Source organism: Paraburkholderia fungorum (assembly GCF_046027215.1).
GTDB lineage: Bacteria > Pseudomonadota > Gammaproteobacteria > Burkholderiales > Burkholderiaceae > Paraburkholderia > Paraburkholderia fungorum_D.
The window spans coordinates 1,226,366-1,248,545 of the sequence record NZ_JAQQEN010000001.1; the positions used below are offsets into that span (position 1 = coordinate 1,226,366).

Annotated in this window: 14 protein-coding genes; 12 read left to right on the forward strand and 2 right to left on the reverse strand. The window is 61.4% G+C overall.

Annotation, left to right across the window (positions count from 1 at the left end; translation table 11 throughout):
• Positions 1–450: a VOC family protein gene (locus tag PQR27_RS05565; RefSeq protein WP_408522717.1), complete on the reverse strand. Its 450-nt coding sequence runs from the start codon at positions 448–450 to the stop codon at positions 1–3.
• Between the two features lie 72 nt (positions 451–522).
• Positions 523–1,206, reverse strand: coding sequence for a glutathione S-transferase family protein (locus PQR27_RS05570; protein WP_408522718.1), 684 nt, complete (start codon positions 1,204–1,206; stop codon positions 523–525).
• Between the two features lie 198 nt (positions 1,207–1,404).
• On the opposite strand from PQR27_RS05570, the gene PQR27_RS05575 reads away from it, so the two are divergent.
• The 12 genes from PQR27_RS05575 to PQR27_RS05630 all read left to right on the forward strand — a co-directional run bounded on the left by PQR27_RS05575 (position 1,405) and on the right by PQR27_RS05630 (position 22,177).
• The gene (locus PQR27_RS05575) at positions 1,405–2,328 is read left to right on the forward strand and encodes a LysR family transcriptional regulator (protein WP_408522719.1); all 924 of its coding nucleotides are present in this window, start codon (positions 1,405–1,407) and stop codon (positions 2,326–2,328) included.
• Between the two features lie 109 nt (positions 2,329–2,437).
• Positions 2,438–2,743, forward strand: a complete 306-nt coding sequence (locus PQR27_RS05580) for a single-stranded DNA-binding protein (protein WP_408522720.1) — start codon at positions 2,438–2,440, stop codon at positions 2,741–2,743.
• 964 nt (positions 2,744–3,707) lie between these two features.
• Positions 3,708–5,219 (forward strand): cysteate racemase, encoded by a 1,512-nt coding sequence (gene cuyB, locus PQR27_RS05585; RefSeq protein WP_408522721.1) that lies wholly within the window; start codon positions 3,708–3,710, stop codon positions 5,217–5,219.
• A gap of 193 nt (positions 5,220–5,412) precedes the next feature.
• Positions 5,413–11,319, forward strand: a complete 5,907-nt coding sequence (gene uvrA, locus PQR27_RS05590; RefSeq protein WP_408522722.1) for an excinuclease ABC subunit UvrA — start codon at positions 5,413–5,415, stop codon at positions 11,317–11,319.
• Positions 11,320–12,325: 1,006 nt separating this feature from the next.
• Entirely contained in the window at positions 12,326–12,988 is a 663-nt protein-coding gene (locus PQR27_RS05595; RefSeq protein WP_408525414.1) for an energy transducer TonB, read from the forward strand.
• 77 nt (positions 12,989–13,065) lie between these two features.
• The gene (locus PQR27_RS05600) at positions 13,066–13,983 is read left to right on the forward strand and encodes a MotA/TolQ/ExbB proton channel family protein (protein ID WP_408522724.1); all 918 of its coding nucleotides are present in this window, start codon (positions 13,066–13,068) and stop codon (positions 13,981–13,983) included.
• 12 nt (positions 13,984–13,995) lie between these two features.
• The gene (locus PQR27_RS05605) at positions 13,996–14,418 is read left to right on the forward strand and encodes an ExbD/TolR family protein (protein WP_408522725.1); all 423 of its coding nucleotides are present in this window, start codon (positions 13,996–13,998) and stop codon (positions 14,416–14,418) included.
• A gap of 9 nt (positions 14,419–14,427) precedes the next feature.
• Positions 14,428–14,859: an ExbD/TolR family protein gene (locus tag PQR27_RS05610; RefSeq protein WP_408522726.1), complete on the forward strand. Its 432-nt coding sequence runs from the start codon at positions 14,428–14,430 to the stop codon at positions 14,857–14,859.
• 9 nt (positions 14,860–14,868) lie between these two features.
• The gene (locus tag PQR27_RS05615; RefSeq protein ID WP_408522727.1) at positions 14,869–16,074 is read left to right on the forward strand and encodes a tetratricopeptide repeat protein; all 1,206 of its coding nucleotides are present in this window, start codon (positions 14,869–14,871) and stop codon (positions 16,072–16,074) included.
• 311 nt (positions 16,075–16,385) lie between these two features.
• On the forward strand, positions 16,386–16,961 hold the full coding sequence (gene relB / locus PQR27_RS05620; RefSeq protein ID WP_408522728.1) for a type II toxin-antitoxin system RelB family anti-toxin: 576 nt from the start codon (positions 16,386–16,388) through the stop codon (positions 16,959–16,961).
• A gap of 295 nt (positions 16,962–17,256) precedes the next feature.
• Positions 17,257–19,998 (forward strand): TonB-dependent receptor plug domain-containing protein, encoded by a 2,742-nt coding sequence (locus PQR27_RS05625; protein WP_408522729.1) that lies wholly within the window; start codon positions 17,257–17,259, stop codon positions 19,996–19,998.
• 253 nt (positions 19,999–20,251) lie between these two features.
• Positions 20,252–22,177: an extracellular solute-binding protein gene (locus PQR27_RS05630; protein ID WP_408522730.1), complete on the forward strand. Its 1,926-nt coding sequence runs from the start codon at positions 20,252–20,254 to the stop codon at positions 22,175–22,177.
• Positions 22,178–22,180: the final 3 nt, after the last annotated feature.

The window sequence follows — 22,180 nt, forward strand, 5'->3', positions numbered from 1 at the left end:
TCAGGCGGACTCGCGGCGTGGTCCGAAGAGATTGATCAGATTGCCTTCCGGATCGCGCAGCATGGTCGAACTGCGTTCTGCATTGAGCGGCTGATTGGCCCAGACGAATTCGACGCCATGCTGCGCCAAGGTCGCCGTGGCGGCGGCCAGATCGTCGGTTTCGAACACGATGGCCTTATGGCCGAGCACGTCGAGATGATGCGGCGGCGGTGTGCGATCCACGCGTTGATGCTCGGCGTGCGGGCGCGACACCAGTTCGATGCGCACGCCGGCCGCTTCGATCATGGCGTAGTCCGCACCGACCGCGTCGAAGCGGCCACGCTCGGTCACCACGAAACCCAGCACGGCTTCATACCACGCGATCGTCGCGTTCAGATCGCCGGTGGCGAGCGCGATATTGTTAACGCGCAAACCGCTGACGGGCTGCTTCGCAACAGAACCTGTTTCCATAACATCCACTCCTTGTTCGATGATGCTTTCGACGATTGCCGGCCACCGGCAAGTGGCCGGCGAAAGCGCGTGTTACTCAGTCAGGTCGGCCGTGTCGCGGAACAGCGCGCGGCGCGTTTCCTCGTCGAATTCAGCCTTGAGCGTGAGCTTGTCTTTCAGCGCATGCGCGCGCGCCGCGGCCGGGCGCGCCGAGATTTCGTCGAACAGACGCTTCACGTTCGGGTAGCCGGTGAGTCCCGCTTCGCCCAGGATGTAGCCGGCGAAACTGGCCCAGCCCCACAGCGCCATATCGGCGATCGAGTAGGTGTTGCCCGCCAGATATTTTGCTTCGGCGAGACGTGCGTCGAGCACGCGGTAATGACGTTCCACCTCTTTCAGATAGCGATTGCGCGCGTACGGCAGCGGCGTGGGCGCATGGTGCAGAAAGTGCACCGCCTGACCCGAGAACGGCGAGAGGCCGGTGCCGACGAACATCAGCCACGACAACGCCTGCGCGCGCTCAGCGGGGTTGTCCGGCAGGAATCGGTCGTATTTCGTCGCGAGATGCAGCAGGATCGCCTGCGAATCGAATACGGTGACCGTGTCGTCGACGATCGCCGGGACTTTCGCGTTCGGATTGATCTTCAGGAATGCGGCATCATGCTGCTCGCCCTTGAAGGTGTCGACCGCGATCAGCTCGAACGGCGTTTGCAGCTCTTCGAGCAGCAGCGCAACTTTCATCGGGTTCGGCGAGGGGTGGAAGTAAAACTGAAGCATGATGTTTCCTTGAGTTGAGTCGGTTGGAACGAGGTGGGTCGCTACCGCGCGTGCTGCTCATGCGGGTTTTTCGAAGGCGTTCCGTATTGGCATTTTTGACTGCCGGAGACTGCCTTGTGCTGCGATGTTGCTATGGTGGACTTGTCTGGATGCCTTGCCGTACCATTTTTCTGTCGCACTCGTTCGAAGGAATAGAACATGTTGTCAGAAGACGAACTGGCTTTACTGGAGGCGATTCGCGAGACCGGCAGCCTGTCGCGGGCGGCGGCGCGGCTGGGCAAGGCGCCGTCGACGGTTTCGCATGCCGCGCGGCAGATCGAGACGCGTTTTGACGCATTGCTGTTCGATCGCCGCCGCTACCGGCTGCAACTGACGCCGGCGGGCCAGTTGCTCGCCGACGAAGCCGCGCGGCTGATGCTGGACATGTCGCGTATGACGCAGCGTGTACGGCAGATAGCGAGCGGCTGGGAGGACCGGCTCTGGGTGGTGACCGACGAGATTCTGGAGTTTGAACTGTTGATGCCGGTGGTGCGCACTTTCGACGCGCTCAAATCCGGCGTCAATTTACGCTTCACGCATGAGGTATTGAGCGGCACGTGGGAGGCATTACGCGATGGCCGCGCCGATCTGATCGTGGGCGCGACCAACGAGCCGCCGGCCATTCCAGGCCTGCGCTGGTTCGAGCTTGGCGTGATGGAATGGGTATTTGCGGTATCGCCGCGCCATCCGCTCGCGAGCGTCGAGGGCCCGTTGAGGCGCGAGCGGATTCTCGAGCATCGTGCGGTGGTGGTGGCTGATTCGTCGCGCACGACCGCGGGGCGGGCTTACGGCGTGATTGGCGGGCAGGCATCGCTGGCCGTGCCGAGCATGCGGGCGAAGATTCTTGCACAGCGCGATGCATTGGGCGTGGGGTGGTTGCCGCGGCAGCGGGTAGCTTCGTTGTTGAAGAATGGCGAGCTGGTGGAGAAGGTGACGGCCGATCCACGCGAGCCGAATGTGTTGTATGTCGCGTGGCGCGGCGATCACGAAGGGCGTGCGTTGCAATGGTGGCTTGAGCAGTTGCGGCAACCGCGGTTGGCGAAGCGGCTGGTACGGGGTGTGGATATGGCGGTTGGGGGGTGAAGTTTATGGTGGGGTGTTTTTTGCCGGGCGGCGCGGTTTATCGTGGGATCATAGGGGTTGTGCAAGACGTTGGTGTTTTGCAGCGGGTAGGGATAACTGGAGCAGGGTGATGATCGATGGACTGGTGGGCGGCCGGTTGTATGGCGAGGCGCAGATTCGCACGGGGCAGAATGGGAAGCGGTTTGTGACCTGCAAGGTGAGGGCCGCCACCAATGATGGCGATACGATTTTTGTCAATGTGATTGCGTTTGATGATGAAGTGCAAAGCGCGTTGCTGGCGCTCGCTGATGCGGATAGTGTCGCTATTAGTGGGGCGTTGACGCCCAAGGTTTGGACCGATAAGAATGGATTGGTTAAACCCGCTGTTGATATGGTCGCCCATCGGGTTTTGGTTGCTTATCAAGAGAAGGAATGAGAGGCAGGGTTTTGGCTTTGGTTGTGGTGTTTTTTTGTTTGCCTACGGCGTTGGCCTTTCCTTGATTTGTAATTGGTTTATTAGCGTCGCCCCTGTGCGGGGCAGGCACTTACTTTCTTTGCCGCCGCAAAGAAAGTAAGCAAAGAAAGCGGCTCAAACCGCTAATTCTTAAGTGGGTCTCCTGGCTTGGAGGGGCAGGTGGTCCGATTCACGGATCACACCTCGGTCCATAAGCGCCAGTGACACAGCCATCATCCGCTCCCACTCCGCACTGCGTGCGTCGCGGTTGGGTCTGCCACGGAAACCGGGCGCTTCGTTTGCGCGCGGTGGGGGCCATCGGCTTCGCCTCGGCGAGACGCCGAAAAGACCGAGTGTTTTGGAAGTGCCGGTGCGCCGGCGCGGAGGTTGGCAGCTCAGCTAGCGCTTCAATGGAGAGACTGAGAGCCGGCTTGCTAGCGCAACTCGCGTTAAGCCATGCAACCCCGAGCCACCGCGACGGGCAAACCGCACGCAAAAGTGCGGCGGGTGGTTTGAAGAAGTACCGCCCCGGCGCGCGCAGCGCCGCCGGAAGCATGACGGCCTGGTCACTCACGAGAGCAGGTGCGCAGGCCCAATCTCTACGGAGCCACTACACCCTCCAAGCCAGGGGATCCACTTAAGAGTCAGCGGTTTGAGCCGCTTTCTTTTGCCTACTTTTCTTTGCGGCCGGCAAAGAAAAGTAGGTGCTGCCCCGCACAGGGGCGACACTAATAGACCAATAAGAAAACAAGGAAAGGCCAACGCCGTAGGCATACAGAATAAGCCTAAACCCGACTGCAGGCATAAAGAAATAAAACCAGAAACAAACCCCAATACCACAGGCAAACAAAAAAACCAAAAATCCCGCCACCTGCCGGCCACCACCGGCCTAAAATCATCCTAATATCAATACGAATTGAAAAAACGGCAGAAGGGGGAAGTCACCATGAACCATCACCATTCGCTAGGCGTAGTAACCGCCGCATCACCGCTAGCAAGCGCGGACGTCTTGAGCAAGATGATCACCACCTATGGTGAGCCCCACCCCGCGGAGCGCTTCGACCTCATCTTCGAACAGCGATCCTGGCAAAGCCAGCCCTCAATCACCACGGCGAGCGCCTTATTCAAAATTCACGTCTTCGACACCATCCGCGCCTTCGAAAAGCGCGGCGTCGACGCGATCATCCTGCCGTGTTTCCTCAGCCACACCTTCATCCACGAACTCACCGCGAACCTGACGATCCCGGTGGCCGACATCATGGCCGCGCTCTCGGCGCACATGCGGCAAGCCTTCCCGTCAGCGAATCGCATCGGTGTGCTGACATCCGACACCATCCGCGATAACGGTCTCTTCGAACGCTATTTCGATGCCACTCGTTTCGATGTGCTGCATCCGCGCAACGAGCAAGGCGTCGATCGCGTGACAAGCGCCGTATATGGCGAAGACGGCATCAGAAGCGGTCACCTCCATGGCCGGCCGATCGAATTGCTACGCGCAGCCTGCGCGGACCTCATCGCGCAAGGCGCGGAAATCATTCTGCCCGGTCTCACCGAGATCGCCCTGGTTGCGCACGCACTCGGCACGCTGGAGGTGCCGCTCGTCGATGCCAATCTGGTCTACGCCCGCTACGTGGCGGCAGCGCAGTATCCGCAGCCGAAGCGGCACTTCAAAATCGGCGTCCTGGGTGGCGTCGGCCCGGCGGCAACTGTCGATTTCATGGAAAAACTGGTGCGTAACACGCCGGCTACGTGCGATCAGGAGCACATCAAGGTCATGGTCGAGCAGAATCCGCAGATCCCGGACCGCACCAAAGCGCTGCTCGGCAACGGCGATGATCCCACGCTCGCGCTCTACGCCGGCTGCAAAACGCTTGAGGCGGGCGGCGCCGACATCATCGCGATTCCGTGCAATACCGCGCACGCGTTCCTCGAACGGATTCAGCCGTCCTTGAACGTGCCGATCGTCAATATGCTGACCTGCACGGTGGATTACCTGCGCGCGTCGTTCCCGAATCTGCGCGAAGTCGGCCTGCTCGCGACCTCGGGCACACTCGCGAGCCGCGTCTACGAACAGGCGCTCGAAGCGCGCGGCCTTCTGCAGGTTGCACCCGCCCCGGCAGCGCAGGCGCGACTGATGAACGCGATTTACGGGCCCGCCGGCACGAAGGCGGGCTTCATGTCGGGCGAGTGCAGCGACGACGTTGCTGCGGCCGTCGACGACCTGGTCGCGCAAGGCGTGCAGGTGATCGTGCTGGGCTGCACCGAGTTGCCGCTACTGCTGCGCGGCGCGACGCTGGCCAGGCCAGGCGGACTCGTGGTGCGGCTGGTCGATCCGACCGAGGCGCTGGCAAAGCGCTGCGTGGCTTATGCGTTGTCCGGGAGCGGGGCGGCAGAATCCGCGCAGGAGCCCGCAGTCGCTTCGGTGAGCCGGCTCAATGTGGAAAGTGCCTACGGTTAGAGACGGTTTGCCGATTCACGGCGCGCTGCTGTTGACCCTATGTGGTGTCATGGAAAACTGTATAAATATACAGTATAGTATCCCGTTGCGACCTGGCCTTTGGCGTGTTTTCCCGCCGGCTCAGGCGCAGCGAACTTGCGCGGTCGCGAGGCGTCCGTGAGAGGTGGCCCACTCATTCAGACGGTCGGATAAATTGGCATCTAATGGAATCATCCGCATTCGCGGCGCGCGTCAGCACAATCTGAAAAACGTCGATCTCGACATACGAACCGGCGAAATGACAGTCGTGACCGGCCCTTCCGGTTCCGGCAAATCGAGTCTCGTGTTCGATACGCTTTACGCGGAAGGGCAGCGGCGCTATGTCGAAACCTTCAGCGCCTATGCCCGGCAGTTTCTCGACCGCATGGACCGGCCGCAGGTCGACCGGGTCGATGGCGTTCCGCCGGCCATTGCGATCGACCAGACCAATCCGGTGCGCAGTTCGCGTTCCACCGTCGGCACGATGACGGAACTCAATGACCACCTGAAGCTGCTCTACGCACGTGCGGCCGAACTGTTCGACCGCAAGACGGCGCAGCAGGTGCGGCATGACACACCGGAGACGATCTACGCCGAACTGCTGGAGCGTACCGCGGAGCACGATCCGCGGCTGGTCGTCACCTTCCCGGTGGAATTGCCCGAATCCGCCTCGGAGCAGGAAGTGGAGCAGTGGCTCTCGGCAAGCGGCTACACGCGCGTGCAGGCCCAGCGCGAAGTCGATTCGCCCACCGGCAAGCGCAAGTTGCTGGACGTGGTAGCAGACCGCTTCCGCGTGCGCCAGGCCGACAAACAGCGGGTGGTCGAAGCGATCGAGGCGTCGCTCAAACGCGGCGGCGGCCGCGTCAATATCTACGTGCTGCCTTCAGCACCAGAAACGCCCGAAGTCCTCGAGGCCCCCGAGGCAAAGGCGGCCGAGCCGCAAATCTGGCGTTTCTCCACCGGTCTGCACAGCCCCGAGAGCGACCTGCGTTATGCCGACCCGCAGCCGGCACTGTTCTCGTTCAACTCGGCCTATGGCGCGTGTGAAGTCTGCCGTGGTTTTGGCCGTGTGATCGGTGTCGATCTCGGTCTGGTGATCCCCGATGCACGCAAGACGCTGCGCGACGGCGCGATCAAGCCGATGCAGACGCCGGCCTGGAAAGAGTGTCAGGACGATCTGATGCGCTACGCGGCGAAAGCCGATATTCGCCGCGGCACGCCATGGGGCGAACTGACAGATGCCGAACGCGACTGGGTCATCAACGGCTCGCCGGACTGGAACGGTAAGTGGCAAAGCCATTGGTACGGCGTCAAACGCTTCTTCGAGTATCTCGAATCGAAAGCGTACAAGATGCATATCCGCGTGTTGCTGTCGAAATACCGCAGCTACACGCCGTGCGAAACCTGCGGCGGCGCGCGTCTGAAAACGGAATCCATGCTGTGGCGCCTCGGCAGCAAAGAGAACGCGGACGCGGTGCTCACACCCGAAAAGCGCTTCATGCCGCGCGGCGTCGATTGGCAGCGCAAGCAGCTCGAAGCGTTGCCGGGTTTGACCGTGCACGATCTGATGCTGCTGCCGATCGAGCGCATCCGGCGTTTCTTCGACCAGATCAGTCTGCCGAGCGCATTACTGGACGACGCGCTCAAGCTCCTGCTCGCCGAAGTGCGTACACGCCTCAAATATCTATGCGACGTCGGCCTGGGCTATCTGACGCTCGACCGGCAAAGCCGCACGCTGTCGGGCGGCGAGGTGCAGCGGATCAACCTCACCACTGCGCTCGGCACGTCGCTGACCAAAACGCTGTTCGTGCTCGACGAGCCGAGTATCGGTCTGCATCCGCGCGACCTGAACCGGATTGTCGAAGCCATGCATCGCCTGCGCGACGCCGGCAATACGCTCGTGGTGGTCGAGCACGACCCATCCGTGATGCTGGCGGCGGATCGCCTCATCGACATGGGCCCAGGGCCGGGCGAGCGGGGCGGATCGATCATTTACGACGGCGCGCCCGAAGCGATCCGTTCGTCCGGCACGCTGACCGGCGAGTACCTGGGCGGGCGGCGGCACGTGGCGGACGCGGCGCACTGGTCCCAACGTCCGGTGGATGCAGGCACGCCGCGCATCGTGCTCGAAGGCGCGACCGAACATAACCTGCGCGACGTCACCGTCGAGATTCCCTTGCAACGGCTGGTTTGCGTGACGGGCGTGTCGGGCTCGGGCAAATCCACCTTGCTGCAGGATGTTTTGTATCCGGCCATGGCGCGGCACTTCGGCCTCGCGACCGAATCGCCCGGCGCGTTCCGCAGCCTGAGCGGCGCTGACCAGGTCACGGATGTTGTCTTCGTCGATCAGTCGCCGATCGGTAAAACCGCGCGCTCGAATCCCGCCAGTTACGTCGGTGCGTTCGACGAAATCCGCAAGCTGTTCGCCAAGGCGCCGCTCGCGCAGCAACGCGGCTATGGTCCTGGCATGTTCAGCTTCAACTCGGGCGACGGGCGCTGCCCGACCTGCGGCGGCTCGGGCTTCGAACACATCGAAATGCAGTTCCTGAGCGACGTCTATCTGCGCTGTCCGGATTGCGATGGGCGGCGCTATCGCGCTGAACTGCTCGAAGTGAAAATCGGGCGTGGCGAGCCGGCGCGCGCACTGAGCATTGCCGACGTGCTCGAACTGACCGTGAGCGAGGCCAGTACCTACTTCGCGAAGGATGCCGAAGTATTGCGCGTGCTGCAGCCGATTGTCGACGTGGGTCTCGAATACGTGAAGCTCGGCCAGCCGGTGCCCACCTTGTCCGGTGGCGAGGCGCAACGTCTCAAGCTCGCCGGTTTCCTTGCGGAATCGGCGCAGGCGCGCACTGCGCGCGGTGCCAGACAGGCGATCGCGAAACGCCTGTTCATGTTCGACGAGCCCACCACCGGGCTGCATTTCGACGACATCGCCAAGCTCATGCAGGCGTTCGGCAAGTTGCTCGCGAGCGGCCACTCGCTGATCGTGATCGAGCACAACCTCGACGTCATTCGCGCGGCTGACTGGCTGATCGACCTCGGCCCTGAAGGCGGCGACGGCGGCGGCCGCGTGCTATGCGCGGGCACGCCGGAAGACGTCAAACAGTGCCCGGAATCGCACACCGGCGAGGCGCTGCTGCACTACGACCGCGCCATGAGCGCGGCGGCCGAACCGGCCGCGCAGGGTATCCCATTGCAGAAGGCATTGAGCGCGGCGCGTGCGCGCCGGGCGATTGAAGGTGAAGACGTGGTGCGCATCGTCAATGCGCGCGAGCATAATCTGAAAGCGCTCGACGTCGATATTCCGCACGGCAAGTTCAACGTGATTACCGGCGTGTCCGGTTCGGGCAAATCCACGCTGGCCTTCGACATTCTGTTCCACGAAGGGCAGCGCCGTTACCTCGAGTCGCTGAACGCCTATGCGCGTTCCATCGTGCAGCCGGCCGGGCGACCAGAAGTGGACGCCGTCTATGGCATTCCACCCACGGTCGCAATCGAACAGCGCCTGTCGCGCGGCGGCCGCAAGAGCACGGTGGCTACCACGTCAGAGGTGTGGCACTTCCTGCGCCTGCTGTATGTGAAGCTCGGTCTGCAGCACTGTATTCACGACGGCACGCCAGTCACATCGCAAAGTGTCGAATCGATCGCTGCGCAGTTGCTGCGCGATCACAAGGGCCAGCATGTCGGCTTCCTGGCGCCGCTGGTCGTGAATCGCAAGGGCGTCTATACGGATCTCGCGAAATGGGCCAAAGCGCGCGGCAACACGCACCTGCGTGTGGATGGCGAGTTTGTGGCGGTGGACCCGTGGCCGAAGCTCGACCGCTTCCGCGAACATACGATCGAGTTGCCGGTGGCCGACCTCGTCGTATCGGCGGACAACGAAACCGCGCTGCGCGAGGCGCTCGACCAGACGCTCGACATTGGCAAGGGCGTGATGCATCTGCTGGCGCCGCTCGACGGTCTGCACGACGCAATCAGCGGCGGCCGTACCACGGCAAAACTCGGTTCGGTGAAGGTGCTGTCCACCAAGCGAGCCTGTCCGGTGTGCGGCACGAGCTATCCGGAACTCGATCCGCGGATGTTCTCGTACAACAGCAAGCATGGCTGGTGCACCACTTGCGTCGGTACAGGTCTCTCGCTGACGCGCGAACAACGCGCCGCGTACGACGATACGGTGCTTGTCGAGGACAATCGCGGCCGCGAACAAAGTTTGCCGTCCGAGGAGCAGGAGCCAGAGGGCCTCGTCGACGAACCGTGTCCGGATTGCGCCGGTACGCGCCTGAATCCGACCGCGCGTGCCGTCACGTTCGAGGCACAGGCAATTGTCGATATCGCGCAATGGACGGTGTCCGATACGCGCAAGTGGATCGACACGCTGGAGATGACCGGCCGCGATGCGGAAATCGCGCGCGACGTGGTCAGCGAAATCGGCAGTCGTCTGCAGTTCCTCGAGGAAGTCGGACTCGGCTATCTGAGTCTCGATCGTGCGGCGCCGAGTCTGTCGGGTGGCGAGGCGCAGCGTATCCGGCTTGCCGCGCAACTGGGCAGCAACCTGCAAGGCGTGTGCTACGTGCTGGACGAGCCGACCATCGGTCTGCATCCGCGGGATAACCAGATTCTGCTGAACGCCTTGCGCAAGTTGGGCGAGAAGGGCAATACGCTGGTGGTCGTCGAGCATGACGAAGATACGATCCGGCGTGCTGACCACATCATCGATATCGGGCCGGGCGCGGGAAAGCGCGGCGGTACGCTCATCGCGCAGGGCAGCGTGGCTGATCTGTCGGCGCAGCCCGATTCGCTGACCGGCCAGTTCCTCGCGCAGCCGATCGTGCATCCGTTGCAACCGCGTCGCAAAGTAATCGCGCCAACCAAACGCGCGACGGCCGTGCCGGAAAACTGGCTGACGGTGCATGGCGGCAAACTGCACAACCTGCGTAACGTGACGGTCGGCATTCCGCTTTCGCGGCTGGTAGCCGTGACCGGCGTGAGCGGGTCGGGCAAATCGACGCTGGCGCGCGATGTGCTGATGGCCAATCTGCTGGATGCGGTGGGGCGCTCGGTTCTGTCGTCGCCGGCTACGCGCCGCGCGCGTTCAGCGGCGGCGCAGGAGCAGCCGGCGGCGAACCGGCGTTCGAGCGTCCTGGCACGCAGCGCGCCGCGCGCGCCACTGAATGTCACGCATGCTTGGCAAGGCTGCGATTCGATCACGGGCTGGGAAAGCATCGACCGCGTGCTCGAAGTCGATCAGACGCCGATTGGCAAAACGCCGCGTTCCTGTCCTGCCACTTACATCGGCGTGTGGGATGCGATCCGCAAGCTGTTCGCCGGCACGCTCGAAGCGCGTGCGCGCGGCTATACGGCGTCGCGTTTCTCGTTCAACACTGGCGAAGGCCGCTGCCCGGCTTGCGAAGGGCAGGGCGTACGCACAATCGGCATGAGCTTCCTGCCGGACGTGAAAGTACCGTGCGACGTGTGTCATGGGCAGCGCTTCAATCCCGAGACACTCGCGGTCACCTGGCGCGGCAAGAACATCGGTGACGTGCTGACCATGGAGATCGACGAAGCCGTCGAATTCTTCGCGCCGATCTCCAACATCGCGCATCCATTGCAATTGATGAAGGATGTCGGTTTGGGCTATCTGACGCTCGGTCAGCCGTCGCCTACCTTGTCAGGTGGCGAAGCGCAGCGTATCAAGCTGGTCACCGAACTGAGCAAGGTACGCGACGACATCACACGGCGAGGTCAGAAGGCCCCGCATACGCTGTACGTGCTCGATGAACCGACTGTCGGCCTGCATATGGCAGACGTCGCCAAGCTGATTCGCGTGCTGCATCGTCTCGCGGACGGCGGACATAGTGTGGTCGTGATCGAGCACGATCTCGATGTGGTTGCGGAAGCAGACTGGATCATCGACCTCGGTCCGGAAGGCGGGGTGGGTGGTGGGAGCATTGTCGCTGCTACGGATCCCGAAGGACTGGCTCGCGTCGCGGCCAGCCACACCGGCGCCGCATTGCGGCCCGTGCTCGCACGAAAGCAAAGCGCGCCGGAGCCAGTTGCGGGTGAAGGAACGAACGGCTGACGCCGGGAATAGGCAAGCGATGTTGCGCGCGCCGGCGTTGCCGCTGAGCATGGAGAGCGCGTCCGCGCAAACCTTGCGGCAACCAGTCACTCGAACTTTCCGGAGGGGCCTGGCGACCCGGCGGCGTCGCCAAGCCTTGCACATTTCGCTTTGTCGGCTTTATGTAATCAATTGGAATTAATTTGTAATTTGTATAAAGCCCGTAATTGGATTGTGGATTTAAGGTGTCGCAAATACGCTAAAAAATCTTTAAACGTCTTTTTCCCTTTCTGCTATCTCCCCGCCACGCCGCCGGTCGTCCCCGGCACTCGATAGTCCCGTTAAACAGACTGTTCGCGACTCGCTCAGGGTGTCGCCCAATCACCGCCTAAATCCCGCCAGACGGGCTTCTCCGCGTCCCAACTGAAGCGGCACGCGGACGCTTCAGGGTGCGTTCTGGCATGCCGCTTCAGCCTCTGCGTCCCAATTATCGAGTCGACGGAAGCACGCTCGTATCTGCTCGACACGCACTTATTCTTTTGAAGCAACACTAATGAGGTTCTAATTAGAGTAATAGCTCTAAACTAAGTATGCCCGCATCAAAAAAAGTTTGACCGTACATTTTTTGTCCTGATATCTTTGCCCCCCATGAAACGCATGTGACCTTTGCGCGAAAAGTTCCGTAGCCACGGAACCGACCAGTGAAGTTGTCTCCAGCGTTGACGCAACGGCCGACTGAATGGGTCGAAATTGATCTATTAGTAGTTCTACTTAGATCGATGTTCTGCTCCAATCGGGCCGCCGCTACGAAGTCCTACGGCAGTACCCGTGTCATCGGCCCGGTCCGGTCTCTGCATCCTGAAATATGGACTGCAAATCAACGGCCGGGACGATGTGTGTGATCGACTGATGTGAAAGTTGTTTGCGGTATGTAAGCGCGCTGCAGTTACAGAAATGGACGGTTCACGCCGGAGGAGTAAAGGTGGGTACGAAAGTTGAAGGGCAATTTCCGGCAGCAACGGTCCGGATGGAAAGGCCGGGGCGCCCGCGCGAGTTTGGGCGCAAGCAGCAAAACCCAGTACGCCGGTTCGGCGGTATCGCAGTCGTTCTGCTCCTGCACATCGTGCTGATCTACGCATTGATCAATGGCCTCGCCACCAAGGTCGTGCAGGTCATCCAGCACCCTATTGAAACGAAGATCATTGAGCCGGTGAAGCCGCCTCCGCCACCGCCGTTGCCTACCGTGCAACTGCCGCCGCCGAAGTTCGCACCGCCGCCGCCGCCGTTCGTGCCGCCGCCGGAAGTGCAGGTGCAGACGCCGCCGCAACCGACTATCGCGCATCAGGCCGCACCGGTCGTGTCGGCGCCTGCCGTGGCACCCCCACCGCCGGCGCCTCCAGCGCCCAGCAAGCCCGTGAGCATGGAAGTCGGCGTGGTGTGTCCGAACTCGGATCAGATCCGTTCGTCGATTCGCTACCCGCGGGAAGCCCAGGAAAACAACGTGACGGGTGATGTGCTCATCGAATTCGTGGTTGACCCGCAAGGCCATATTACGAATGAGCGGGTTGCCAGGTCCGCAGACGATTCCTCGTTGGATCGCGCAGCTTTCAACGCGGTCAAGCAGTTCACGTGCGTTTCCCAAGGCCAGGCTGTCCGTGTGCAAGTTCCGTTCTCGTTTAACCTGAACTGAAACCCACAGACTGTTCGGTACCGGTAGCGATTTATCAGTCTTGGTTTAGAAGTTGTACTAATGAACTTGGAGCAGGCATGAAGAAGCGTACTCTCGCCGCATTGGCGGCAACCCTGTTGTTCGCCGTCACCACGGTGGATACCGTTGTGGCACCGCAAATGGCCCACGCGCAAGCTAGCGACGCCACCGCGTCGGCTGCCGCGCCCGCCACCGCCGCACCGCAAACGGCCGGCTCGGCCACTGACGAAGCCGTGCCGCCGCCGCAGCCCGCCACGTCCGAAACCGTCAACAACCCCTATGGCCTCGGCGCCCTCTGGAAGAACGGCGACTTCGTGGCTCGCTTCGTCCTGATTCTGCTGGTGCTGATGTCAATGGGCAGCTGGTACATCATGATCACCAAATTCGTCGAGCAGTTCCGTGCCAACCGCCGCGCGAAGAGCGCCGACGAGCAACTGTGGACCGCACCGTCGCTGAGCGAAGGCGCAAAGAGGCTCGACGAATCGTCGCCGTTCCGCTTCATCGCCGAAACCGCGATCGAGGCCGGCGAACATCATGACGAGGCGTTGCTCGAAGCAGTGGACCGCAACACGTGGATCGATACGTCGGTCGAACGCGCGATCACCAATGTGTCGAATCGTCTGCAAGACGGCTTGGCATTCCTCGGTACGGTCGGTTCGACGGCGCCGTTCGTCGGTCTGTTCGGTACGGTCTGGGGTATTTATCACGCACTGACGGCAATCGGTATCGCGGGCCAGGCGTCGATCGACAAGGTCGCGGGTCCGGTGGGCGAGGCGCTGATCATGACGGCGATTGGTCTCGCCGTAGCAGTGCCGGCGGTGCTCGGCTACAACTTCCTGGTTCGCCGCAACAAATCGGTGATGGAGCGGGTTCGTGCCTTCGGCGCGCAACTGCACACAGTGTTGCTCGCCGGCAGCCGTCGCCCGGCACGTGCTGCTGCTGCCGCTGTCGCTCGCGAAGCATCGCTGGCCCAATAAGCGGAGTCCGTCATGGCAATGAGCGTTGGGCAGGAAGACAACGACGAGGTCATCTCCAGTATCAACACCACGCCGCTCGTCGATGTGATGCTGGTCCTGCTGATCATCTTTCTGATCACGATTCCGGTGGTGACGCATACGGTGCCGGTGCAACTGCCGAAGGAGACGATCCAGCCGCTGCAAACGACGCCCAAAAGTATCGTCATCGCGGTCAATCGCGACGGCGATTTCTTCTGGAATGAGAAGCAGGTCGATGCGCCTACGCTGCTGGCACGCCTGAAAACCGTGTCGGTCATGATGCCGCAACCGGAAGTGCACGTGCGCGGCGATCAGAGCACGCGCTATGAATTCATCGGCCGGGTCATTACCGAGTGCGAGCGCGCCGGTATCGCGAAGGTTTCGTTTATCACTGAGCCGCCCGCGCGCGGCGGCTAGGAAGCGATCATGGGAATGAACGTATCTTCAGGTGGCGGCAGCGCCGAACCGGATGTGATGGTCGATATCAACACTACGCCGTTGATCGACGTGATGCTGGTGTTGCTGATCATGTTGATCATCACGATTCCAATCCAGACGCATGCCATCAAGATGAATTTGCCGGTCGGCAATCCGCCGCCAGCGATTACGCAGCCGGAAGTGGTGCAGATCGATATCGACTTCGACGGCACCACGACCTGGAACGGTCAGCCCGTGCCGGATCGCGCGGCGCTCGAAAGCAGGCTCGCGCAAGTGGCGGCCGAACCGGTGCAGGCCGAGATTCATCTGCGGCCGAACAAACTGGTGCCGTACAAGGACGTTGCACAGGTGATGGCGTCCGCGCAACGACTGGGCGCGACCAAAATCGGCCTGATCGGCAACGAGCAGTACATGCAATAAGGAAGTGGAATGCTAACGATCCATCAACGCTTCAAGCGCGCCGTGATTGCGGCCGCTATTGGCGGGCTGTCGGCGCTCGTCGCGCTGCCGCTCGCGTCTCATGCCGCCGATTCGCTGCGGCCGGATGTGGCGAAGCCGCTGAATGCCGCACAGGATCTGTATCGCGCGCACAAGTACAGGGATGCGTTGACGAAGATCGATCAGGCTGCCGCCGTGCCCGGCAAGACGGTCTATGAAAGCACGATGATCGAACAGATGCGCGGCGCGGCGGCGGCTGCCGCCGGCGATTCCGCAGTGGCTGCCCAGGCGTATGAAACCCTGCTGAGTTCGGGGCATCTCGCGGGCGCGGACGAGCAACGCACCAGCGCGGCGTTGGCAGGCATCTACTTCCAGCAGAAGAATTACACGCAGGCCGCGAAGGTCGCGCAGCGCTATCTGAAATCGGGTGGCGGCGATCCCGACATGCGGACCTTGCTGGTCCAGTCGTACTACCTGTCGAACGATTGCGGCAATGTGGTGAGCCTGCTTAAACCGACAGTCGATGCTGAAGTGCGTGCCGGCCGCGTACCCGACGAGTCGCAACTGCAATTGCTCGGCACGTGCGCGCAACGCGTGAAGGACGACGCGACCTATCGCAGCTCGCTCGAGAAACTGGTCGCCTACCATCCGAAGCAGTCGTACTGGTCCGATCTGTTCTCCGCGATTCGCAGCAAGCCGGGCTATTCGTCGGCACTTGATATCGACACCTATCGGCTGCGCCGTGCGACCGGCTCGCTTGCCACCGCCGACGACTACATGGAGATGACCCAACTCGCGATCGTGGCGGGCACCACGGCCGAAGGCAAGCAGGTCATCGATCAGGGCTTTTCGTCGGGCGTTCTCGGGCACGACGCGCAGTCGGATCGCGAGAAGCGTTTGCAGGCGCTTGCTGCAAAACGGGCGCAAGCGCCGGTCGATTCGGCGAATCCGGTGGCGCCGGTCGACGCCGGCTTCAACCAGGTATTCGCGGGGCAGACCAAGCAAGGTCTCGCAGCAATGGATGCAGCAATTGCGAAGGGTGGAATCGACCACCTGGACCAGGCCCAACTGCATCTCGGCGAGGCGTACTACGTAGCGGGCGATAAGGCGCGTGCAGTGCAAACTTTCCGCGCCGTGAAGGGCACGGATGGTTCGGCGGATCTCGCCCGCCTGTGGGTACTGGTGGCGTCGAAATAGAAAAACGCCCGGTGCCCGATTTATTCCATCCGGCGAAGCGCGTTGGCGAGATGCAGGCAAAGACAACGACGAGCAAGGCGCTTGATCGCCGGACGACATACAGATCGACTGCAGGAGCCGCGCGTGGTTGCGTACGCAACCATGATGCGGCTCGCCTCGCGCACGGAAGTCTCACGGAAAACGTATTGATCCAGTCGTCCTTGGCGACATCCAACCACGCACATCATGCATTTTTTCGGGAGGATGTTGCGCTCAATGAAACATAGTTTGGTCTTATCAAACTAATTTTGACTACGGAATTCTGTCTTGCTATGGTTTTGCCACTCGATAACAAGGCACACGTTGCGGTCTCTATAGGAAACAAAATCCGCGCGCTCCGCCAACGGCTGAAGCGCACGCTGGATGAAGTGGCAACCACTGCGGGAATTTCCAAGCCCTTTCTGTCGCAGGTCGAGCGCGGGCATGCAACGCCATCGATCACATCGCTAGTGGGCATTGCTCGGGCTTTAGGTGTCACGGTGCAGTACTTCGTCGACACACCGACTGAAGACAAGTCGGTGCGCAGAGGAAGCGAGTTGAAGTACTTCGGATTCGACGGAACGGCCAATTTATTTGGAAGGCTGACGAACCTGTCGGTCGGCAGCAAGCTGGAAGTGATCCTCGTCAGGATGCCGGTGGGGCAGAACCCGTCGGAGGTCACGACGCATGCCGGTGAAGAATTCCTGTATGTGATGAGCGGCCAGATATCGCTCACGTTGGAAGGTACAACGTTCGTATTGCAGGCAGGTGACACCGCGCATTACGAGTCTACGGTGCCGCACTCCTGGTCCAATACCGCGCGTGAAGAAGCGATGGTCGTGTGGGTAGGGACGCCAAGATTGTTTTAATGCCGCAGGTCACGCTTTGTTGAAGAGCAGTCACTCGATATTTGTAAGCATCACTTAAGTTGTAACCCGCGATTTGGGAAAGATAGGCCGGTGCATAGCGGAACCCACTCGCGTGGCAGTAGGAATTTCCAAAGAACTACGTATCTCGATTTCAATAAATTAGTAGTCCGACACTGAGTTATTTGACGTTGCTTTAACGGAGCGCGGCGCGAGATCGCCGTATATCGAGTGGAGAGGTCACGGGACCACTCTTCACATACTGCTGTGGCCTTACTGACGAGCGAGAAGGGGAAAAATGAAACAAAGGGCATTGGCGCTGGCCATTAGAAGAATAATCTGGGCTGAACTGGCATTGTCAGCCGCAATCGCCGTGCCGGCGTTTGCACAAAGCCAGCCGGCCACCACCGGCACTGGGGCAGGCGCGACGACGGAAAGCACGCCGGCAGCGGCCACTGCTGCCACACCGGCCGCGGATAGCAACACCGCAACGCCGGCCGGCAAAGGGGTTCAGCAACTCAAGAAATTTGAAGTGACCGGCTCGCTGATCCGCACGTCGGACAAGGTCGGCAACACGGAAGTCCAGACCATCACGCCGAAGGAAATCGTGCAAAGCGGTTATACGACCGTGGCCGACTTCCTGCGCGGCATGTCCGCGAACTCGGGGAGCAGCTGGAGCCAATCGACGATGAACAGCTCCGCGCAAGGCGGTGGCGGCATTGCGTTGCGCGGTCTGAGCGAGAAGTACACGCTGGTGCTGGTGGACGGACAACGGGTGGCGAATTACGGCAAGGCGGTGAACTTCACCGACACGTTCTTCGACGTGAATTCGATCCCGCTCAACATGATCGACCACATCGACGTCGTGAAGACCGGTGCGGTCTCGGTGTATGGTTCGGATGCAATTGCAGGCGTTGTCAACATCATCACGAAGAAAGACTTCCAGGGCTTGCAGTTCGACGGCCAACTCGGTAAGGCGGAGCATCCGGGCGACGCGCAGGGCAACTTCGGCGTGCTCGGCGGTTTCGGCGATCTGAATAGCGACCGCTTCAACGTAACGGCTGCAGCGAGCTACTATCGCGACAGCGGCTCCTCGCTCGCCGATCGCGCCATGACGGCGAATCAGGACTTCAGTCAGTTCCCTGGCGGCATCGCTGGCCCGCTCGGCCCGAATCAACAGTCGTTCTGGACCGCCCCCGACGGTAGCAAGGTAGCGCTGAACCCTTGCCCTCCCGGCAGCGTGTCGGCGGACGGCGGCGCGGAGTGTAAGTCGAATCCCGCGAGCCAGACCTCGCTCATACCGTCGACAACGCGCCTGAACGCGAAAGTGCACGGTACCTTCAAGATCAACGACGACGTTCAGGCCTACGGCGACTTGTGGGTGAGCCGCAACGAGACGCTGCAGAACGAAGGTCCGGCGGTGTTGAGCAGTCAGACCAACGCATTCAATCCGGCCACCGGCTCGGCATTGCCGCTGAACCGCACTGTGGCGGCGGGCAATCCATTCAACCCGTTCGGCGCACCGGCGCAGATCAACTACACCTTCCCGAACACGGTGTCGGCCGATACGGTGTCGACGTTCTGGCGCGCGATGACCGGCGTGAAGGGTTCGTACACTACGGCGAATCTCGGTGACTGGGACTGGTCCGCGGATTACGGCCACTCGCAGAGCATCGTCGACACGACCTATGGCAACGTCCTGAACGTAGCGGGCGTCGAGAACATTCTGCAGAACGGCGTTTTCAATTTTTCGAACCCAGCGTCCACGCCGAACGGCTTGAACGGTGTGTTCCAGAACGACTACGAGCAGGCAATATCGAAGCTCGACAGCGTCACGGCGAAGACCTCGACGGGCAACCTGTTTAATCTGCCGGGTGGCCCGGTCGGTGTCGGTTTCGGTACGGAATTCCGTCACGAAAGCAACTTGATCAACTCGCGCACGTATAGCGCGCTTGGGATTACCGCGCCGGCCAACGTGCAGACGGTCGACGGCGAGCGCAACGTGGCCGCCGTCTACTATCAGGTCGATATTCCGATCATCCGGAACCTGACGTTCACGCAAGCGGGCCGTTACGACCACTACAGCGACTTCGGTGGTGCGTTCTCGCCGAGCTTCGCACTGCGCTTCCAGCCGGTGCAGGCCTTGACGACTTTCGCATCGTATAGCCGCGGCTTCCGTGCCCCGACGCTGGTGGAAAACTCGCAGGCAACGTATCTGGCCCACCAGAACCTGGTCGACCCGAACGACCCGAGCGGCGTGCCGACCAAGCACTTCACGACGGAACAGGTCAACGGCAATCCGGCGCTGCAACCTGAGCATACGAAGAACTACAACATCGGCTTCCAGCTCTCGCCGGATGCGTCGTCGGATATCGGCGCGGCGTTCTACAAGATTCACATCGATGGTGTGATCGGCACGAACGACCCGAACGCGGTGATGGATGCGAATGACCCGTCGACCGTGATCCGCAATCCGGACGGCACGGTGGCCTACCTCAAGGAACAGTTCGTCAACCTCGGCTCGCTGGACACCGACGGCTTCGACATGAACTTCCGCAAGTCGGTCGGCACGAAGTACGGCACGTTCACGTTGGCAGGCGATTGGGTCTACGTGTGGCACTTCAAGCTGAACACCCCGGGTGCGCCGACGCAGGACTTCGCCGGCAACAACCTCGCGCTGCTGCAACCGTTCGGCGCAAGTAATCCGCGCTGGAAGGGCAATACGAGCCTGAGCTGGGATTACCGCAAGCTCACCACCACGCTGACGTGGCAGTACACGGGCCCGTACACCAACGCGGTGGCAGCGGAATTCGGCGACGGCGGTACGTTGTCGGTGGCGTCGTACAGCCAGTTCAACCTCGTGGCCACCTATCGCGGCTTCAAGAACTGGACGATCTACGGCGGCGTCAACAACATTTTCGATCGCAAGCCGCCGTTCGACGTCGAGTGGCAAGCCACCCCGGATATCACGGGTTACGATCAGTCGCTTTATACCAACATTGGCCGCTTCTTCCAGGTCGGTGCAACGTACCGCTTCTGACGTCTTTGAGGTTTGTGATTCACCCGCAGTCCGTCTGATGGGTGGGCCGCTCCGGCTTCCGGTCATCGGGGCCGGAGCGGCTCGATTTTCCTGGAGACATATCCTGGCGTTCTGGTGTTCAATGACGTGATCATCAGGGCGGCTGTGCCAGCGCAGTAAGCAACGCGACCGGCGGCGTCAGGCCGCCGGTCGCGCCGATTCGACGTACCGCGCGCGGGCTCGAGGCCGGCGTGCGTTCTCTCGCATTCTAAAGATGAGACTTGTGAAGTTTCGCCGGCCGCGCACTCTGTGGACGGTTCCGCGCCAGCCGATGCTGACGGTCGGCGCCGCATCGCTGGTCGCACTGAGCCTCTGTCTGAGTTTGAGCGCGGCTCCGGCGCAGGCGAAGCCGTCGATTGCCCAATACGACCAGCCGAAATATCCCGCCGATTTCACGCATTTCGATTACGCGAATCCCGATGCGCCGGCTAACGGCACGCTCAGTTTCGAGAACTACAACGAACTGCAGACATACGATTCGCTGAATCCGTTTCTGGTGCGTGGCGCGCCGGCGCCCGACATTCAGAATCTGATGTTCGATACGCTTATGCAGCGTAGCTGGGACGAACTGGCTTCCGAATACCCGCTGATCGCGGACGATGTCGAGGTTGCCGCCGACCTGAGTTCAGCGACCTTCCATATCAATCCCGCCGCGCGCTTTAGCAACGGCGACCCGATCACCGCCGCCGACGTCAAATATTCGTTCGATACGCTGACGAGCCCGCAGGCGTCGCCGCTTTTCAACGCGCAGTTCTCGGTCATCAAAAGCGCGACTGTGATCGACAAAGCCACGGTCCGCTTCGAATTCAGGCATCCCGAACGCGATGCACCGCTGATTGCCGGCGACCTGCCGATTTTCTCGCCGAAGTGGGGCATGCAGGCCAATGGCAAACGAGCGCCATTCGACCAGATCGCCGCCGTGCCGCCGATCAGCAGCGGCCCGTATCTGATCGATGAACGCAAGAACGACAAGCAGATTTCCTATCGCCGCAATCCTGACTACTGGGCTGCGGATCTGCCGTCACGACGCGGCATGTTCCGCTTCCAGCACATCACTTTCAAGCTGTACCGCGACCACTATACGCAGCTCGAAGCCTTCAAGGCGGGCGATGCGGACGTCATCGTGGAATACAGCGCGACGCAGTGGGCCCGTAAGTATGTCGGCAAGAATTTCGACAACGGGCTGCTGAAAAAAGGCGATTTCGCCGACGGCCCCGCGCAGATGCAGGGCATGCTGATGAATCTGCGCAAGCCGATGTTCCAGGATCCGCGCGTACGCCGCGCGTTGACGATGGCATTCGACTACGACTGGATGAACCGGATGATGTTCTACGGTCAATACCGGCGCACCAACAGCTATTTCGCGGCGAGTCCGTTTGGCGCGACCGGCACGCCGGGTCCGAAAGAGCTCGCATTGCTCGAACCGCTGCGCGCCAGCGTGCCGCCGGAAGTGTTTGGTCCGATGCTCAGGCAACCCACGACGATTGCACCGGATTCCTTGCGCGGCAACTTGCGCGTGGCGCGTGATCTGCTCGCGCAGGCCGGCTGGCACTTTCGCGACGGCGCGTTGCGCGATGCAAATGGCGAGCCGATGACGATCGAGATCATGGACGACCAGCCGGGCATGGATCGCCTGATCCTGCCGTATATGCAGGCGCTCGGCATGCTCGGTATTCAGGCCCACATGCGCGAAATCGACAGTGCGTTGTACCAGAAGCGCCTGGACAATTTCGAGTACGACATGACCACCTTTATCTATCCGCCGGTGACAATTCCGGGCGCCGAGCTGACGCGCCGCTTCGGCAGTGCGGCTGCCTCCGAAGTCGGCTCCGAGAATTACGCGGGTATTCGCTCGAAGGCCGTCGATTCGCTGATTCGCTCCGCGCTTTCCGCCACCAATCTCGACGATCTCGAGGCGGCGACCCGCGCGCTCGACCGCGTCCTGATCTACTCGTTCTATCTGGTGCCGGAGTACTACGCACCGGGCGCACGCATCGGCTACAAGACGACCCTGGGCTACCCGAAGCGCGTGCCGAACTCGTATCAATACGAAGACTGGGTGATCGACTACTGGTACGGAAAAGCGCCGGCCGGCCAATCCGCGGCCGCTACAACGGCCACCACGGCTGCGGCCCATTGAGGA

Bases quoted from the DNA above. Each gene is read 5' to 3' on its own strand.
- PQR27_RS05565 (WP_408522717.1), bottom strand. From the start codon at position 450: ATGGAAACAGGTTCTGTTGCGAAGCAGCCCGTCAGCGGTTTGCGCGTT.
- PQR27_RS05570 (WP_408522718.1), bottom strand. From the start codon at position 1,206: ATGCTTCAGTTTTACTTCCACCCCTCGCCGAACCCGATGAAAGTTGCG.
- PQR27_RS05575 (WP_408522719.1), top strand. From the start codon at position 1,405: ATGTTGTCAGAAGACGAACTGGCTTTACTGGAGGCGATTCGCGAGACC.
- PQR27_RS05580 (WP_408522720.1), top strand. From the start codon at position 2,438: ATGATCGATGGACTGGTGGGCGGCCGGTTGTATGGCGAGGCGCAGATT.
- cuyB (WP_408522721.1), top strand. From the start codon at position 3,708: ATGAACCATCACCATTCGCTAGGCGTAGTAACCGCCGCATCACCGCTA.
- PQR27_RS05595 (WP_408525414.1), top strand. From the start codon at position 12,326: ATGGAAAGGCCGGGGCGCCCGCGCGAGTTTGGGCGCAAGCAGCAAAAC.
- PQR27_RS05600 (WP_408522724.1), top strand. From the start codon at position 13,066: ATGAAGAAGCGTACTCTCGCCGCATTGGCGGCAACCCTGTTGTTCGCC.
- PQR27_RS05605 (WP_408522725.1), top strand. From the start codon at position 13,996: ATGGCAATGAGCGTTGGGCAGGAAGACAACGACGAGGTCATCTCCAGT.
- PQR27_RS05610 (WP_408522726.1), top strand. From the start codon at position 14,428: ATGGGAATGAACGTATCTTCAGGTGGCGGCAGCGCCGAACCGGATGTG.
- PQR27_RS05615 (WP_408522727.1), top strand. From the start codon at position 14,869: ATGCTAACGATCCATCAACGCTTCAAGCGCGCCGTGATTGCGGCCGCT.
- relB (WP_408522728.1), top strand. From the start codon at position 16,386: ATGGTTTTGCCACTCGATAACAAGGCACACGTTGCGGTCTCTATAGGA.
- PQR27_RS05625 (WP_408522729.1), top strand. From the start codon at position 17,257: ATGAAACAAAGGGCATTGGCGCTGGCCATTAGAAGAATAATCTGGGCT.
- PQR27_RS05630 (WP_408522730.1), top strand. From the start codon at position 20,252: ATGAGACTTGTGAAGTTTCGCCGGCCGCGCACTCTGTGGACGGTTCCG.